The organism is Nocardioides zeicaulis (assembly GCF_042432345.1).
GTDB classification, from domain to species: domain Bacteria; phylum Actinomycetota; class Actinomycetes; order Propionibacteriales; family Nocardioidaceae; genus Nocardioides; species Nocardioides zeicaulis.
The window spans coordinates 378,267-392,386 of the sequence record NZ_JBHLXH010000001.1 but is presented as its reverse complement, the minus strand read 5'-3'; the positions used below and the strand labels follow the sequence as shown (position 1 = coordinate 392,386).

14 protein-coding genes are annotated in these 14,120 nt (G+C 69.1%); 13 read left to right on the top strand and 1 reads right to left on the bottom strand.

Annotation, left to right across the window (positions count from 1 at the left end):
* Positions 1 to 49: 49 nt before the first annotated feature.
* The 9 genes from ACFFJG_RS01945 (at position 50) to ACFFJG_RS01905 (ending at position 8,675) form a co-directional block, all read left to right on the top strand.
* Positions 50 to 823: a type II secretion system F family protein gene (locus tag ACFFJG_RS01945; RefSeq protein WP_378516927.1), complete on the top strand. Its 774-nt coding sequence runs from the start codon at positions 50 to 52 to the stop codon at positions 821 to 823.
* Entirely contained in the window at positions 820 to 1,734 is a 915-nt protein-coding gene (locus tag ACFFJG_RS01940) for a type II secretion system F family protein (protein WP_378516926.1), read from the top strand. Before ACFFJG_RS01945 ends, ACFFJG_RS01940 begins: the two co-directional genes overlap by 4 nt.
* Positions 1,735 to 1,828: 94 nt before the next feature.
* Positions 1,829 to 2,080 (top strand): hypothetical protein, encoded by a 252-nt coding sequence (locus ACFFJG_RS01935; RefSeq protein ID WP_378516925.1) that lies wholly within the window; start codon positions 1,829 to 1,831, stop codon positions 2,078 to 2,080.
* Positions 2,081 to 2,090: 10 nt separating this feature from the next.
* Positions 2,091 to 2,495, top strand: coding sequence for a TadE family protein (locus ACFFJG_RS01930; protein ID WP_378516924.1), 405 nt, complete (start codon positions 2,091 to 2,093; stop codon positions 2,493 to 2,495).
* Positions 2,492 to 2,962: a TadE/TadG family type IV pilus assembly protein gene (locus tag ACFFJG_RS01925; protein WP_378516923.1), complete on the top strand. Its 471-nt coding sequence runs from the start codon at positions 2,492 to 2,494 to the stop codon at positions 2,960 to 2,962. Before ACFFJG_RS01930 ends, ACFFJG_RS01925 begins: the two co-directional genes overlap by 4 nt.
* The gene (locus ACFFJG_RS01920; protein ID WP_378516922.1) at positions 2,959 to 3,486 is read left to right on the top strand and encodes a pilus assembly protein TadG-related protein; all 528 of its coding nucleotides are present in this window, start codon (positions 2,959 to 2,961) and stop codon (positions 3,484 to 3,486) included. Before ACFFJG_RS01925 ends, ACFFJG_RS01920 begins: the two co-directional genes overlap by 4 nt.
* Positions 3,483 to 7,106, top strand: a complete 3,624-nt coding sequence (locus tag ACFFJG_RS01915; RefSeq protein ID WP_378516921.1) for a LysM peptidoglycan-binding domain-containing protein — start codon at positions 3,483 to 3,485, stop codon at positions 7,104 to 7,106. The genes ACFFJG_RS01920 and ACFFJG_RS01915 overlap by 4 nt, the downstream gene beginning before the upstream one ends.
* Positions 7,107 to 7,131: 25 nt before the next feature.
* Positions 7,132 to 7,764, top strand: a complete 633-nt coding sequence (locus ACFFJG_RS01910) for a hypothetical protein (RefSeq protein ID WP_378516920.1) — start codon at positions 7,132 to 7,134, stop codon at positions 7,762 to 7,764.
* Positions 7,758 to 8,675 carry a hypothetical protein gene (locus ACFFJG_RS01905; protein ID WP_378516919.1) on the top strand — a complete coding sequence of 306 codons (918 nt, stop codon included), beginning with the start codon at positions 7,758 to 7,760 and terminating at the stop codon, positions 8,673 to 8,675. The genes ACFFJG_RS01910 and ACFFJG_RS01905 overlap by 7 nt, the downstream gene beginning before the upstream one ends.
* An 87-nt stretch (positions 8,676 to 8,762) precedes the next feature.
* On the opposite strand, the gene ACFFJG_RS01900 is transcribed toward ACFFJG_RS01905, so the two are convergent.
* Positions 8,763 to 9,464, bottom strand: a complete 702-nt coding sequence (locus tag ACFFJG_RS01900; protein ID WP_378516918.1) for an excalibur calcium-binding domain-containing protein — start codon at positions 9,462 to 9,464, stop codon at positions 8,763 to 8,765.
* 956 nt (positions 9,465 to 10,420) lie between these two features.
* On the opposite strand from ACFFJG_RS01900, the gene ACFFJG_RS01895 reads away from it, so the two are divergent.
* The 4 genes from ACFFJG_RS01895 to ACFFJG_RS01880 all read left to right on the top strand — a co-directional run bounded on the left by ACFFJG_RS01895 (position 10,421) and on the right by ACFFJG_RS01880 (position 14,107).
* Positions 10,421 to 11,101 carry a helix-turn-helix domain-containing protein gene (locus ACFFJG_RS01895; RefSeq protein ID WP_378516917.1) on the top strand — a complete coding sequence of 227 codons (681 nt, stop codon included), beginning with the start codon at positions 10,421 to 10,423 and terminating at the stop codon, positions 11,099 to 11,101.
* 489 nt (positions 11,102 to 11,590) lie between these two features.
* Positions 11,591 to 12,496 carry a hypothetical protein gene (locus tag ACFFJG_RS01890; protein ID WP_378516916.1) on the top strand — a complete coding sequence of 302 codons (906 nt, stop codon included), beginning with the start codon at positions 11,591 to 11,593 and terminating at the stop codon, positions 12,494 to 12,496.
* Positions 12,497 to 12,533: 37 nt separating this feature from the next.
* Positions 12,534 to 12,992: a hypothetical protein gene (locus ACFFJG_RS01885; protein WP_378516915.1), complete on the top strand. Its 459-nt coding sequence runs from the start codon at positions 12,534 to 12,536 to the stop codon at positions 12,990 to 12,992.
* A complete protein-coding gene (locus ACFFJG_RS01880) occupies positions 12,989 to 14,107 on the top strand; it encodes a hypothetical protein (protein ID WP_378516914.1) in 1,119 nt (372 codons plus the stop codon). The genes ACFFJG_RS01885 and ACFFJG_RS01880 overlap by 4 nt, the downstream gene beginning before the upstream one ends.
* The last annotated feature ends 13 nt before the right edge of the window (positions 14,108 to 14,120 follow it).

Sequence of the window (14,120 nt, the reverse complement as noted above, 5' to 3'; positions counted from 1 at the left end):
GCGGGTCGGACGGGCGTGGAGTGGTGCCAGCCTGCGCACCACGCGGCTGATGGTCGTCGGCGTGCTGGCCGGGCTGGCGGTCGCGCTCGTCTCGGGGTGGGTGATCGCGATCGTGGTCGTGCCGGCCGCCGTCGTGGGGATCCCGATCCTGCTGACGCCACCATCCTCCGGCACCCAGGTCGAGAAGCTCGAGGCCCTCGAGGAATGGGCCAGGTCGCTGTCCGGGAAGCTCACCGCGGGCCAGTCCCTGCGCTCGGCCCTCATCCGGTCCCTGCGCTCGGCGCCCGCACCGATCGAACGCGAGGTCGGACTCCTCGTCTCACGGCTGTGGGACAACAGCACCTCCACCGAGGACGTGCTCCGCCTCTTCGCCGAAGACATCAACGACTCCACCGGCGACGTGGTCGTCACCAACCTCATCCTCGCCGCCTCCGGCAGAGGTCAGGTCGGCCTGTCTGTCGCACTCGAGGCCCTCGCGGAGACCGTGGCCGCCGACGTCCGTGCACGCCGCCAGATCGCCGCCGACCAGGCCAAGCCGCGCACTACCGCCCGCACCGTCACGGCCATTACCCTCGCCGTGCTCGCAGTGCTGAGCCTGACCGGGACCTACATCGCCCCCTACGGCACACCCATCGGCCAGGTCGTCCTCGGCCTCCTCCTGGCCGCCTACGTCGCGACGTTGCTGTGGCTGAGACGCATGGCGGTGCTGGCTCCGCTGCCACGCTTCCTCAACCTCGCCAACCGCCAACTCGCACAGTCCGGAAGAGGGTCCGGATCGGGGGTCACAGTAGGCGGCTCGTCAGGGGCAGGAGGCGCCTCATGACCGGCCTCCAGGTCGCGCTGTGTGGTGGTCTGATGGTCGGCCTGGCATGTGCCTTGCTGGCCTATCGCCTCGCACCGTCCGACCCTCACCTCGGTGACGTCCTGGACCGGCTCGCCCCCGAACCGCTGGCCAAGAGCGCGTACGGCGATGTCAGCGCCAGCGCGGGCCTCGCATCGGCCACCTTCGCCGACCGGCTCGGAGTGTGGGCGATGCGCACCCTGCCCGGCGGAGCGTGGGCCCGCACACCGCGCCGGGACCTGGCCATCCTGCAGATCAGTGAGACCCGCTTCTACGGCGAGAAGGTCCTCTGGGCCGGACTCGGCCTGGTCTTCTTCCCTGCGCTGACGACCATCTGGACGCTGATCGGGCTGCCGATCCCACTTGTGGTCCCCACCCTGGGGTCGCTCGTCCTCGCCGCCGTGGGCTGGTTCGTCCCCAACTACAACGCCGTCGACGACGCCAAACGCGCACGGGTCGAGTTCCTCCGCGCGCTCGGCGCATACATCGAGCTCGTCGCCCTCGAACGCCGCTCCGGCGCCAGCGGCCACCAAGCGCTCGCCGCCGCCGCCGACGTCGGCGACTCATGGGTCTTCACCCGTATCGCCACCGAGCTGCGCCGCGCCCGCTATGCCTCACGAGCCCCGTGGGAATCCCTCCACGACCTCGCCGAGGAGCTCGGCGTCCCCGAGCTCGACGACCTCGCCGACATCATGCAGCAATCCAGCCAGGACGGCGCCCAGATATACACCAACCTCCGCGCCCGAGCCTCCGCCCTGCGCTCCGCCATGCTCAGCGCCGAGATCGGCAAGGCCAACGCCGCCTCCGAACGCATGTACATCCCCGCCAGCCTCCTCGGCATCGTCTTCATGGCGATCCTCATCACCCCCGCACTCCTCCGATTCACCACCTGACACGCACATAAATCATCGCTTCACATCCCTCTCACACCGAGGAGCACCACCAGCCCACGAACGCCTCCAGCCTCAGTCCCGAAAGGACACAGCCATGAAGCTTCTCCTCGACCTCCAGACCCAGATCTACCTCTGGCTCCACCTGCTCAACGCCAGCACCTCGCGCCTCGACCGCGCCACCACCGACGAGGTCGCGGCACCACTGCACGAGAGCCGGCGGCGCACTGACCGCGGCTCGGTCACGATCGAGCAGGTGATCTGGGCCGGCGCCGTCATCGTGATCGTGGGCATCGTCGTGGCCGCCATCACCGGCTACGTCACGACCCAGGCCGACAAGATCAAGTAGGCCCGCCACGATGTCGCCGCACAGGGACCCGACCCAGCACCGCTCCCGTAACGACCGCGGGTCGGTAGCCATCCAGATGGCGCTGCTGCTCCCTGCCCTGTTCGCGGTGATGCTCATCGGCGTGCAGGCATCCCTGTACTACCACGCACGCAGTGTCGCCCTCGCCGCCGCCGAGGAAGGCGCGCGCGAGGCGGCCGGACAGACCGGCACCCGCGACAGCGCAATCGCGGTGGCATCGGCCTTTCTGCGCGATGCCGGGGGAGACGACGTCATGACCGACACCGGCATCTCCGGCACCCGCACCGCCGCCACCGCCACGGTCACCGTCACGGGCAAGACGCTCAGCGTCATCCCCGGCTGGCGAGGCACCGTGACCCAGCAGGCGAGCATGCCCGTCGAACGGATCACCCCATGAGCCCCGTGCCGAGCTCGCAGCTCACCAGCCAAGCCATGCACCGCTGCCGCCGCAGTCGCGACGATCGCGGGTCGGTCGCCATCGAGGCCGTCGTCGGTCTACCAGCCTTCGCACTGTTCATCGCGCTCATCGTCATGGGAGGCCGGGTCGAGGTCACCCGCCAAGCCATCGAAGCAGCCGCCTACGACGGCGCCCGCACCGCATCACTGCAACGCACCCGCACCGACGCCGCCACTGCTGCTCGCGCTCAAGTCGCCACCAGGCTCGCCGCGCTTCCGTGCAGCACCAGCAGCGTGGTCGTCGACGCAAGCGGCTACGACGCACCACTCGGCACCACGGTGCTCGTCGGCGTCACCATCACCTGCCGCGTCGGACTCGCGGACCTGTCCCTGCCCGGCGTCCCCGGCCACCGACTCATCACCGAGACCGCCTACAGCCCCGTCGATGCCTACCGGGAGCGCCGATGACCACCGTCCCCCTCCTGCCGCTCGGGCACCACGGCCCAGCCGACAACACCTCCCAGGGCACGACAAACTGCACTGCCGACCGCGCCATCAAGGACGATCACTTGGCGCAGGGCCGCGGTCGCGACGACTGCGGTTCGATCTCGATCTGGTTCGCCACGACCTCCTTCATCATGGTCGTGCTCGTGGGCCTCGTCGTCGATGTCGGCGGACAGGTCCAGACCCAGCAGCACGCCCGCGCCGTGGCCGCGCAGGCCGCACGCGCCGGAGCACAAGAACTCGACGCCACCTCCGTCAAAGGCCAGGGCCTGTCCATCGACCCCAGCAGCGCTCGCGCAGCAGCCACCGCCTACCTCCGAGCCGCCGGCGTCACCGGAACCGTCGCCGTCAGCGACGGCACACTCCTCACGGTGCGCACCACCGACACCTACGAGCCCAAGTTCCTCAGCATCATCGGACTCACCCGCATGAGCGTCACAGGCGAAGGATCCGCGCGACTCATCCAGACCCCCGGGAGCCGGACATGACCCCAGCCACCCCCACTCGTCACGACCCGCGCCGGGTCCGGGACAAGGACACGAGCAAGGACACGGGCAAGGACACGGGCCAGGTCCACGGCGAGCGCGCTGCCCCCTCCTCGCTGCGGTTCGAGCAGCGAGCGAGTCGGCGACTCCTCGGGCTCGTGGCGAGCCTCGCCGTGGTCGGGATCCTCGGGGGATTGCCGGTGCTGCTGCTGGCCATCGGTGCGACCCCGTTGCCCGGTACCTCCCCATCGCTCACGTCCCTGACCGACAGGCTCCTCGCCCCCGACGACGGCACCCTCGTCCTCGCCACACTCGAGGTAGTCGCCTGGGCGGCATGGGCGTACGCAGCAGCCGGCCTGCTGGCCGAGCTGACCGCGCGCTTGCGCGGCGTTCCATTGCCACGACTGCCCGGACTGGGCACCTCACAGCTGATGGCCAGGACGCTCCTTGGCCTCGCCACACTGCTCTTCGTGGCCGCACCCAACCTCACCGGCGGCGCTCCCGCAGCGGCAACACCCCCAAGCGGCGCACCCTCAGTACCGGCCGCCGCACTCCCGCTCCACCTCACCCCAACCTCCACGAGCGGCGCCGCCACACAGGCTGACCACGCGACCGGCATTGTCTCCCCGGGAGAACCGAGCCCAGCCGCCCACCACGGGCATCCGCACACACCCGCGCAGCCGCCGGCGTTCGACTACACCGTGAAGCCAGGAGAGAGCCTCTGGTCGATCGCAACCCAGCACCTCGGGAACGGATCCCGATTCACCGAGATCGTCGACCTCAACCGCGACATCCTCGGCGACAAGCCCAGCTTCCTGCGGCCCGGATGGGTGCTCCGCATCCCCGCGAACACGACGGCTGCCGCCGCCAGCGGCCCAGTTTCCGACGGAACGGGTGCGCGACACCACACCGTGGAGCCCGGCGACACCCTGACGGCGATCGCCGACCGCTACCTCGGTGATCCCAGCCGTTTCCCCGAGATCTTTGACGCTTCCGCCAGCACCCTGCAACCCGACGGATCCCAACTGAGCGACCCCGACCTCATTCGCCCCGGGTGGACCCTCACGCTCCCCGGAGCGACATCCAGACCAGCACACTCAGAGGCCGCCGATGGCCGGTCTGCTGGAGCAGACGAGGAGCGACCAGACGGGGGAGACAATGGCACCCCCGGCAACCAAGCCGATCACCCGGACGCCAGTCACGACGGCACCGAGGCGGGATCGATGTCAGGGTCTCGCTCGGACCAGTCGACACAACGTCAAGATCACTCACCGACCCCGGACAGCTTCAAAGACCGCGGCGAGCACGCCGACCAGACCGACGACCGCGTGAAGACCGACGACGAGGGTGGACAGGACTCCGTGGTATCGGCGCCTTGGTTCATCACCGGACTCACCGGCGGCGGCATGCTCCTGGCAGGTGGCCTCCTCATGGCCCTGCGCGCTCGACGTCGATCGCAGTTCCGCGCCCGCCGACCGGGCCGGATGATCCCAGCGCCGGACTCCGCACTGGCACCAGTTGAGAAGTCCATCGCCGCCGCCACCGAAGCAGCAGTGACAGTCGAGTTCCTCGACCACGCCCTGCGCCATCTCGCCGCCAGCATCAGCGCAACGCGATCGAGCATGCCGCCGCTGGCAGCCGTCGAACTGGGCCGCCAAACGCTGACGCTGCACCTCAGCGCACCCTCCGACCTCCCGTCGCCATGGACAGGATCGTCCGACCGAACCCACTGGCACATCAACGGACCTCGCACCGATCTCGACGAGGGTTCCGGCAGCGGTCTGAGCGGTCTTGACCACGGTCCCAGCAGTACGGGCGAGAACGGTCATGAGCGGTCCGCCGGCTCGGGATCTGACGCGCCGGACCTCGAGGCGCCGTATCCGCTCCTCGTCACCATCGGCACCAGCGACACCGGCGAGACATGGATGCTGAACTGCGAGGAGCTCGGAGCCGTAACCATCTCAGGCGACAGGGACACCGCACAGAACCTCATCCGACACCTCGCCGCCCAAGTCGCGGTCAACCCGTGGTCGTCGCGCGTCACCGCGACCTGTGTCGGGGTCGCCGAAGAGGCCGCGTCCATGGACGAGCGGTTGACCTACATCGCCGGAGCAGAGGGGGTCGAGACGCTCGTCCAGGACACGATCACCGCGGCCGAGGCGAGCATCGCTCGCGCCGAAGCCCACGCCACCGACGTCTCCACGGCAAGGACCGGCTACGTCGACGACGACACATGGCCCGCACGCATCCTGCTCGTCGACGCGGCCTCGACTGAACCATCGACACTGGGGTCTCTCGAGCACCTCACCCAGCTCATCGTCGATCACCCCGGCCAAGCCGCCACCGCGGTCGTCCTCAACGACCCGGATCAGGCAGCCCGCGACGCGAGCGATCACGTGGTCACCTTGACCGTGACCTCCACCGGCCGCGTCGCTCTCGAAGAAGCCGGCCTCGACCTGACCGCGGTCGGGCTGTCATCCGAGGAAGCCGACGGGTGCGCACAGCTCTACGCCCAGCGCGCAGGCATCGAGGACATCGCGGTTCCCGTCGACGAACCCGCCCTCGACGACGGCGCGGACGCGTGGGAGATCTACGCCGACAAGGCCGGTGCGCTGCGCGACGAGTACACCCAACCCCGAGACACAGACCAGGTCGGCGACGAGGACGACGAATCCGGCTACGTCAGCCTCCTCGACGGACGGGACGAGGACTACCTGCGCACCGGTGCGCTGACCGAGGACGACCTCCAGACCGTCGCGCCGAACGTTTCGGCAGGCCTGCGAGCCGATGTCGAGACAGCAGACCCGCAACTCGACCAGGACGTCGACGACTGGTTCGACCCAGACTGCCTCCGGCCGCGACTCAGTCTGCTCGGACCAGTTGGCGCGCGCGCCCATGGCCACGCCTTGGCGAAGCGGAAGCCCTACTTCACCGAACTGCTGGCCTACCTCGCCCTACGTCGCCGCCACGGCGTCACCCGCGACGAGGTCTGCGACGCCTTCGGCATCTCGCCGGGCAAGTGCCGCGACTACATCAACATCGTCCGTGACTGGCTCGGAACCAACCCCAACACCGAGGAGCCGCACCTCCCGCACGCCGACAAGTCACCGGCGGCGCAAGCACGGGGCCTCAACCTGTACCAGGTGGACTCCGGACTGCTCGTCGACGCAGACCTGTTCAAGCGCCTCAGCCTCCGCGGCAGGGCTCGCGGAGGAACCGACGGGCAACGAGACCTCGCCACGGCACTACGACTCGTGACCGGGCGACCGTTCGACCAGCTGCGACCTGGCGGCTGGACGTGGCTCTTCGAGGGTGAAAGGCACGACGAGTACGCACTGGTCGCAGTCGCCGACGTGGCCTTCACCCTCACCACCGCCTACCTCGCCACGGGCGATCTCGTACGAGCCCGGGCCGCGACGGAGATCGCGATGCTCGCCGCGCCGGACGAAGAGATCACCCGGCTCTGTCTCGTCCGCATCACCGAAGCCGAGGGCGACGCAGCCGGCGCGCAGAAGATCTTGCGCGAACAGGTCTGCGACCGCACTGACGGCGACGAGGCCCCGACCGAACTGCCTGAACGCACGGAAACCATCATCCGCAACCACCAATGGCTCGCGAGCTAGCGGCGATGCGAGAAGGAGAAGCGGCATGAGCAATCAAACGCGCAGCCGAACGCTACGACGGCCCCGGCGAGGGTGCGCCGTCGTAGCGCTGGCCGCGGTAAGCACACTGCTGTGCGCCGCTTCCTGCGGCGGGGCTCCGGACAACGGCGGTCAGCCCACCGACCCGAGCCCGACGACAACTGCCTCAGGCACGACCGAGCCAACGCCGACCGAGCCAACCACGTCAGAGCCGACCACGGACGAAGAGAAGGCCGCAGCCGCGCTCCTCAGCTACCTCGACGTTCGCGACAAGGCTTACGCCACAGGTCGCATCAGCAAGAAGCTCAACAGATTCGCGACCGGCCAAGAGCACTTCGCGCTGCAGCAGTTCGTCCAACAGTTGACCGCTCCTCCTGAGACGCGCTTCCAAGGCGCTTGGGATCACGCGGTCATCAGCGTGGAGATGCAGTCAGGTGGCAGTGCTTTGGTGACCGACTGCGAAGACGGCAGCAATGTAGACGTCGTTCGCGTTTCCGATTCCTCAGTCCTGCCTTGGATCAAGTTCGAGGGGAAAGAGCTCCCGCGTCGGCTTGAGCAGGTGTATCGCGTCGAGCTGACGGGAGGTCGATGGAAGGTCTCATCCGCAGAGTCCTTGCCTAATGAGGTGGCTGCGTGTTGAGCCGTCTCGCGACGATCGCAGCAGTGGCGCTGGCTCTTGCGGCCACTTCAGTCGCGGGCAATGCAGGTGCGGCCCACGCGGGTGAGGACGATTGCTACAAGGTCACCTACAAGGATCCGAAGACAGGTGAGATCAAGATCAAGATCGTCTGCCCGGGAACACCCGGTGGAGGCGGCGAGAACGCTGGCGGCGGCACCGTCAAGTGCTTCTATCTGGGCAATGAGGTTCCATGCGAGAACCAAGGCGCCCCATGGAGCGCGGCTCACAATTGCTGGGTCACGCGTGTGGATCCTCAGGATCCGCCGCCGGAGGGAAAGGCAGACGAGGACGGTGACTGGTACTTCTGTTCACCGCCTCCGCCCTACATCGCTCCCACGGGCGGGCCTCCGAAGGTCTGGATTGAGGGTCCTGCGACGGAGTGGGTGAACCCGGGCGAGCTTGCTGCGCGTGCGGTGGCATCGATGGATCTTGAGCCGATCGGGATCGGCATCGTTCCGGAAGCTGGCCAGGATCGGATGGGCCTGATTGGGCTGCCGGTGTGGATGTGGGTGGGAAACCCGGCCCCGAACACGTTCGGACCGATCACGAGATCGGCGTCGGCCGCTGGCGTGACCGTTACAGCAACGGCGTCGGTAGCCAGGGTCGTGTGGGACATGGGCGATGGCTCCGACCCGATCACGTGCGGCGCAGGAACCCCGTACGCAGACCGTTACGGGAAGTCGGACTCCCCGACGTGCGGGCACCGGTACCAGCGGACCAGCGCCGACCAACCGGACGGGGCGTACCAGGTGACGGCGACGTCGTACTGGATCGTGGAGTGGGCCGGGGGCGGGATGACGGGTCAGATGGAGTTCGACCTGTCCAGTGTGGCTGCCATTCGCGTGGGAGAGGCTCAGGTCCTTACCCAGTAGGTCCGCGACAGACATGGCGCAGGGCGCCGGACGACGTTCTTGTCCGGCGCCCTGAGGTCTATCGCGCAGCTGATGAGCCGCGGACTCTCACCAGCAGGTTCCCCAGAGGCCGGCGTCGACGCGGCGGGCGCGGTTGATGCCGCGCACGTACTCACGGTCCCGGGCGACCGGCTTGCCGCCGAAGACGTAGCGCTTGGTGTATCCCTCCCAAGCCTGGCGGAACGAGAGGTCGTTGTAGCCGCCCTGCCGCTTGACGTACCGCAGCAGGCGCCCGTAGCGGTCCTTGGCGGCCTGGGACGGGTCGGAGACCAGCTGCACCGTCGAGCGGACGGGTGCCATCTCGCTGAGGTTGTCGGTGGCCTCGCCGGCGCCGCAGCGGCCGCGCTCGGGAGTGTTGATGCCGAGCATCCGGACGGAAACGACGCCACCCGTGCGGAGGCGGACCTTGAGGGTGTCGCCGTCGATGACACGGACGACATTGCCGGTCTCGCGGTAGATGCGCGGTCCCTGGTTCTGCTGGTTGTTGGTGTTGCCCGGGTTCTGGCCGCCGGGGTTGCCGCGTCCGATGCACGGGCACGGGTTGGACTCGCAGGCGATGCCGTTGTTGTCGGCGTCGAGTCCGTGCGGGTCTCCGGGTCCGGCATTGTTGAAGAAGTTCTGTGCCGCTGCCTGACTCGGAAAGTCGCCGCAGTCGCGGTCGACGATCGCGCTGGCGGGGAGCTGGACCCAGGTCGAGAGGCCGAGGCCGACGAGCAGCAGGGCCAAGGCCCTGACGGTGTGCTTGAGCATGATGTTCCCCCACGGTGGAGCTGATGTTGACCGGAGCACGTTGTCAGGAAGCGGCTGACGCGCGTTGGCGAATGAGGAGCGTTCCGACTTTGGAATGTCCTCGACTCACCTACGGCGGGCGGGCCGCCTCGCGCATTCACCGTCGGCGGCCTCGCGACGCTGATGCTGGAAGGCCGAAGATCCGCGGCTTCCAGAGCGTCACAGTGGCGAAGCTGACCCCATTCGTGCCCTGGGGCCGGTGACCCGATCGAACTGTTGGTCAGGCGGGTTCGAGCATGGCGGAATCGACCCAGAGCTCGGTGAGGCACCAGGTGCCGCTCTCGTCGAGCGCGATGGTGCAGATGAAGCCGTCGAAGTGCGGCGGCATCCCACGCTGACTGGTTTGGCGCCACTTGAGGAAGAGCGCTGGAAGGCGTCCGTGGTCGGGGCTCAAATAGAAGCAGTGGCGGACGAGCGGCGCCGGCGAGGTCGGTGAGGGAGGCAAGGCGGGCGGTGCCGCCCAGGACTTGGGCGGTGAGGCGGTGTGGCGGCTGTTAAACCCCGCCGTGGAGTGCGCCGCGATGGGTGCGTCCGACGGGACCCCCCGTCCGGCCTGGCGGGCTCGAGTGTTGGCGACTCGTTCGGCAAGTGTCTCGCGCGGGAATGCGTCGTCGCGACTGCCCATCCCGCCGGCCACGGCCCACCACCTTCCTCGAACGTGTGTTCGAGAGTGTAGGCGGTGTCACTCGTTTTCAGGAGTTCGGGTGGGCACCGGTCGGGGGGTGGGGCCAATGCGCGACGCGCTTGGACCGGGCATGCTCGCGATGCAGCTGCTCGTGCCCTGCCTCGTTGCCGGCGGTTCTTGGTACCACCTCGTGGTCCTCCACCGTCGGAGCACGCAACGCCGACAGCAACGCTCCGAACCGAGCCGCAGCGCTCGTCCACGTCACGTGCCGCAACGGGTGCATGATGACGGCGTGAGCGACTCGGAGACGTGGGTTTCGTGGGAGGAAGCCGCACGACTGACCGGTTTGCCCGTGCCGACCGTCGAGCACGCAGTCAGGGTCGGCCGCATCAACCGCCGGACCACCCACGGTTCGCGGCCGACGCTGGACCGAACCTCGGTCCTGGAGTGGGCAGCCTGGCACCGCACCGAGGCGGCAGGCAAAGCCGAGCGTCGCGCGACACGTGGGCGAGCGAAGGGCGCGCGCACCTCGAGCCGGCCACGTGCGGCGGCCAACTGGCCGCGCCTCGACGCCACCGGGCTTGCGAGCGGTGACTGGTTGACCGTTGCCGAGGCGGCGGACGCGCTGGGCTGCTCGGAGAGCTCCGTGCTGCGACTGGCACGCGCGGGCCACCTCGACGCCAGGTCCGCGATCAGGCCCGCGGGCCAGCGACCAGCCGCCGTGTACTCCAGCACCTCGGTCGAGAAGGTGAAGGCCGAACGGGCCGCGGAAGCCGACGCCTGGGTCACCTGGGAGGAGGCCGCGCGCATCGTTGGGTGCAGTCCGTTCCCGATACCTGCCCTCATCGCAGAGGGTCTGCTCGTACAGCGGCCCGGACCGCACTGGAAGCCCTCCATCAGCCGAGCGTCGGCCATCGCCGCAGCTCCGGTGTGGGCCAAGCGGCAGAGACGCGCCGCCAGAGCACCCCGGTAGAACCGCCGCAGCCCCGTTCCCGAACCAGCCGGTCACGCGACCTGGTCGGTGAGCGCTCGGCAGGTAGTCGGCGGCTGGCGGCCTCAACCTCGCGGGGACGCGTGACGTGCCACGGCCGCAGACTCCTCGCCGCGTCACCGGTAGTGGCCCCCTTCGCGGCCTACATTCCAGCCAGACGACGACGGTCGAAATGCGCAGCCGGCCGCGGGCGACACCCTCCACGAACCGCACCCCAGTCCGCCGAGAAGCCGCGCAACTCCGGAGACCGCCGTCACCACGAAGGGACGGCGCCACTTTCGGGGGGACGGCCTCTGACCTGCGCAAATGGCAGCCGCGACGTGATATCCACACCCACCCCCCACCCCGTCCCCACCCCGTCCCCAGGGCCCGGACTAGGTGGTGGCTGTGCTGTCGGGGGACGGGTGCGGGGACCTCGGTCGACCAGTTTCTGCGGCATCGATGAACGCGAGCCGGAGGGAAGTCGTCGTGATGAGTGCTGTCGAGAAGCTGCTGGGTCTGGAGGACGGAGGCGAGCTGCTGGAGGTCGCTCGCACGCGCTGGGATGACTGGTGCACACGCGACGAACGCCTGCCAGCCGTTGGTGGGTTCGACCAGCTCCGGCCGTGGCTTCGTCATGCCGACTACGACGACGTCGATGACGTCCTGCTCGCGCTGGCCGAGCTGGGCGCGACCGATGGCGGCAACGACAACGTTGCGGCGAGCGTGCTGGCCAAGTGCCTGCTCCCCGGCGCGTGTCAGCTGGCGGCCCGGCTGCAGCGCCAACAGCGGAGCCAGCGGTTCCGCGACCACCAGCCGGTCGGCGCCCTGCAGTCGGCCGGCGCAATCGACGAGCTGGTCGCCTCGCAGCTGTGGATCGAGGTGCGCACCGTCCGGTGGCGACGCATCCGACGGGTGGCCTCCAACATCCTGCTCGACACCCGCGCAGCCGTGCTGCTCGAGCTCGGCGACCACTTCCAGCTCGAGAGACGCGACCGGTCCTGGGCCCACACCACGGTGACAGGCGAGCAGGCCACGTTCGAGACGGTCATCGAGAACGCGAGCAGGATCACCGGTCAGAGCGCTCCTGGGGAGTCCGAGACGGAGAACAGGGCACGCACGGAGGTGACCGAGCTGCTGGACTGGGCCGGCACCGCGGAGGTGATCACTCCGTCCGAGGGCACTCTCCTGACGGCCGTGCTCCAAGCGGCGGCAGACGTCGAGACACGCAACGTGCGCCGCGGTTGCGGCGGCTTGTTGAGCAACGAGGTCTCGCGCCGGGTCGCGGCACAGATGGGCGTCTCGGAGAGCACCGTGCGACGTCGCACGTCACGCACCCTCCGGGCGCTGGCGCAGGCCGCTCCGAGGTCCGCCGAGGCGCTTAGCGATGCCTGCTGAACGCCAACCCAGCGCGAGTCGACGTAGGGGAGCGGAGGTGATCCGCATGCCCGACGGGATCCACGCGCCGCGCGTGATCGCGGCACGGCGGTCGAGCCAACTGATGCTGCCGATTCTCGACGAGCCGCCCGACCCGCGTACTACCGGCCGGACCGACAGCTCCGACAGCTCAGGCAAGACGACCGGCACGCGCGACCCCGGTCGGGTGACGGAACTGCTTGCGACCGCATCTCGTGAGGAGCAGATCATCCACGAGATCACGACGTGTCTCCAGGAGTTGATCGAGGCGCAGGCTGCCAAGCGCGAGCTGTCCGGGTTGACGGCTGCGGAGATCCGCGAGGCGGTCGAGAGCCGCCACGCCGCGGCCGACGACCTCGGGGCTGAGCTCACAAGTGAGCTCACCGACGCTTCGGCCGGTCTTCTGGCTGGTCCTCCGGCTGGAGTCGCGGCTGGTGTCCCGGTTGGTCTCGCGACGGTGCGGGGGGTCAGCGCATGATCCCCGGCGCCCACCCCGACCCGGACCCTTCCGTCGAACTAAACCTGACAAGCGGGCCGCACGGCGACATGCCTCGTCCGGATGCGCCGACGCCACGGACGGTCAACGTCGACGAGCTGAAGCGGGCATGGCGCTCGGTAGCAGCAGGCGACTTCCAACGCCTGTCCAAGCGACGCGGCCACCCCGGCCTGGACGCCGCCGACGGGTACGGACCAAGGCTCGGCTGGGAACCAGCCGCAGGGGAGCGGGTCGTCGCCGTGGTGGGGTGCGTGGGATCCGCCGGCGCCACGACCTTCGCCCTGGCCACCGCGTTGTCCAGTCCTGGTCCGACACGCGTCGTCGAGTGCTGCTCCGCCACCACATCCGGGCTAGCCGCGGCCGCGACGGCAGAGCTCGGCGTCGACGCTCACGGCTGGCGCCAGGGGCGCCGCGACCACGTCCTCCTGCAACGGGCGAACACTCCGCTCCTTGCCGTCGAACACGTCCTGCCACCCACACCGGCCGCCCCGGACACCCTCACGATCCTCGACGTCGGATGGGAGGCCACCCAGCTCGCAGGCAGCCGCGGATGGCTCACGGACGCAGTCGCGAACGCCGACGTCCTGGTCTTCGTGACGCCCGCGACCACCGCGGGAATGCGGCGGATGGCCGGTGCAATCAACCTGCTGACCGACCCAACCCCTCTCGCACGCAGTCTCGGAGAACGTCTCGAGGGACGCCTCGACGGGCGCGGGCAGCCCACGACGCAAATCGTGCTCGGGGTGCGCGGTCCCTCACAACGCCGATGGGATCGAAGCCTCCAACATGAGGCCGGCCCCGAAGCGGCAAGGCTCTTCGCCCACGGCGCCCTGGTCGAGATTCCCCACTGCCGCGACGTCGCCGTACGAGGTCTCGACTCCCGCCCCGTTCCGTCACTGCTGACGTCGGCCGCACGCGACGTCCTGCACCGCCTCGACCCACACGAGCAGCGTCTCGGGCAGCGTCTCGAACAGATCCCGGAACAGCGGACGCAGATCCGCCCTGACCTGCGTGCCGAACAGCGGCCCGAGCAGCGCCCCGAGCGCCTGAGCTTCGGATCGGTCCGTCAGTCGCAGCCGTCTTCACGAGGCCGCTGAGGATCCCAGTCTC

Bases quoted from the DNA above. Each gene is read 5' to 3' on its own strand.
- ACFFJG_RS01945 (WP_378516927.1), top strand. From the start codon at position 50: ATGGTCGTCGGCGTGCTGGCCGGGCTGGCGGTCGCGCTCGTCTCGGGG.
- ACFFJG_RS01940 (WP_378516926.1), top strand. From the start codon at position 820: ATGACCGGCCTCCAGGTCGCGCTGTGTGGTGGTCTGATGGTCGGCCTG.
- ACFFJG_RS01935 (WP_378516925.1), top strand. From the start codon at position 1,829: ATGAAGCTTCTCCTCGACCTCCAGACCCAGATCTACCTCTGGCTCCAC.
- ACFFJG_RS01930 (WP_378516924.1), top strand. From the start codon at position 2,091: ATGTCGCCGCACAGGGACCCGACCCAGCACCGCTCCCGTAACGACCGC.
- ACFFJG_RS01925 (WP_378516923.1), top strand. From the start codon at position 2,492: ATGAGCCCCGTGCCGAGCTCGCAGCTCACCAGCCAAGCCATGCACCGC.
- ACFFJG_RS01920 (WP_378516922.1), top strand. From the start codon at position 2,959: ATGACCACCGTCCCCCTCCTGCCGCTCGGGCACCACGGCCCAGCCGAC.
- ACFFJG_RS01915 (WP_378516921.1), top strand. From the start codon at position 3,483: ATGACCCCAGCCACCCCCACTCGTCACGACCCGCGCCGGGTCCGGGAC.
- ACFFJG_RS01910 (WP_378516920.1), top strand. From the start codon at position 7,132: ATGAGCAATCAAACGCGCAGCCGAACGCTACGACGGCCCCGGCGAGGG.
- ACFFJG_RS01900 (WP_378516918.1), bottom strand. From the start codon at position 9,464: ATGCTCAAGCACACCGTCAGGGCCTTGGCCCTGCTGCTCGTCGGCCTC.
- ACFFJG_RS01890 (WP_378516916.1), top strand. From the start codon at position 11,591: ATGAGTGCTGTCGAGAAGCTGCTGGGTCTGGAGGACGGAGGCGAGCTG.
- ACFFJG_RS01880 (WP_378516914.1), top strand. From the start codon at position 12,989: ATGATCCCCGGCGCCCACCCCGACCCGGACCCTTCCGTCGAACTAAAC.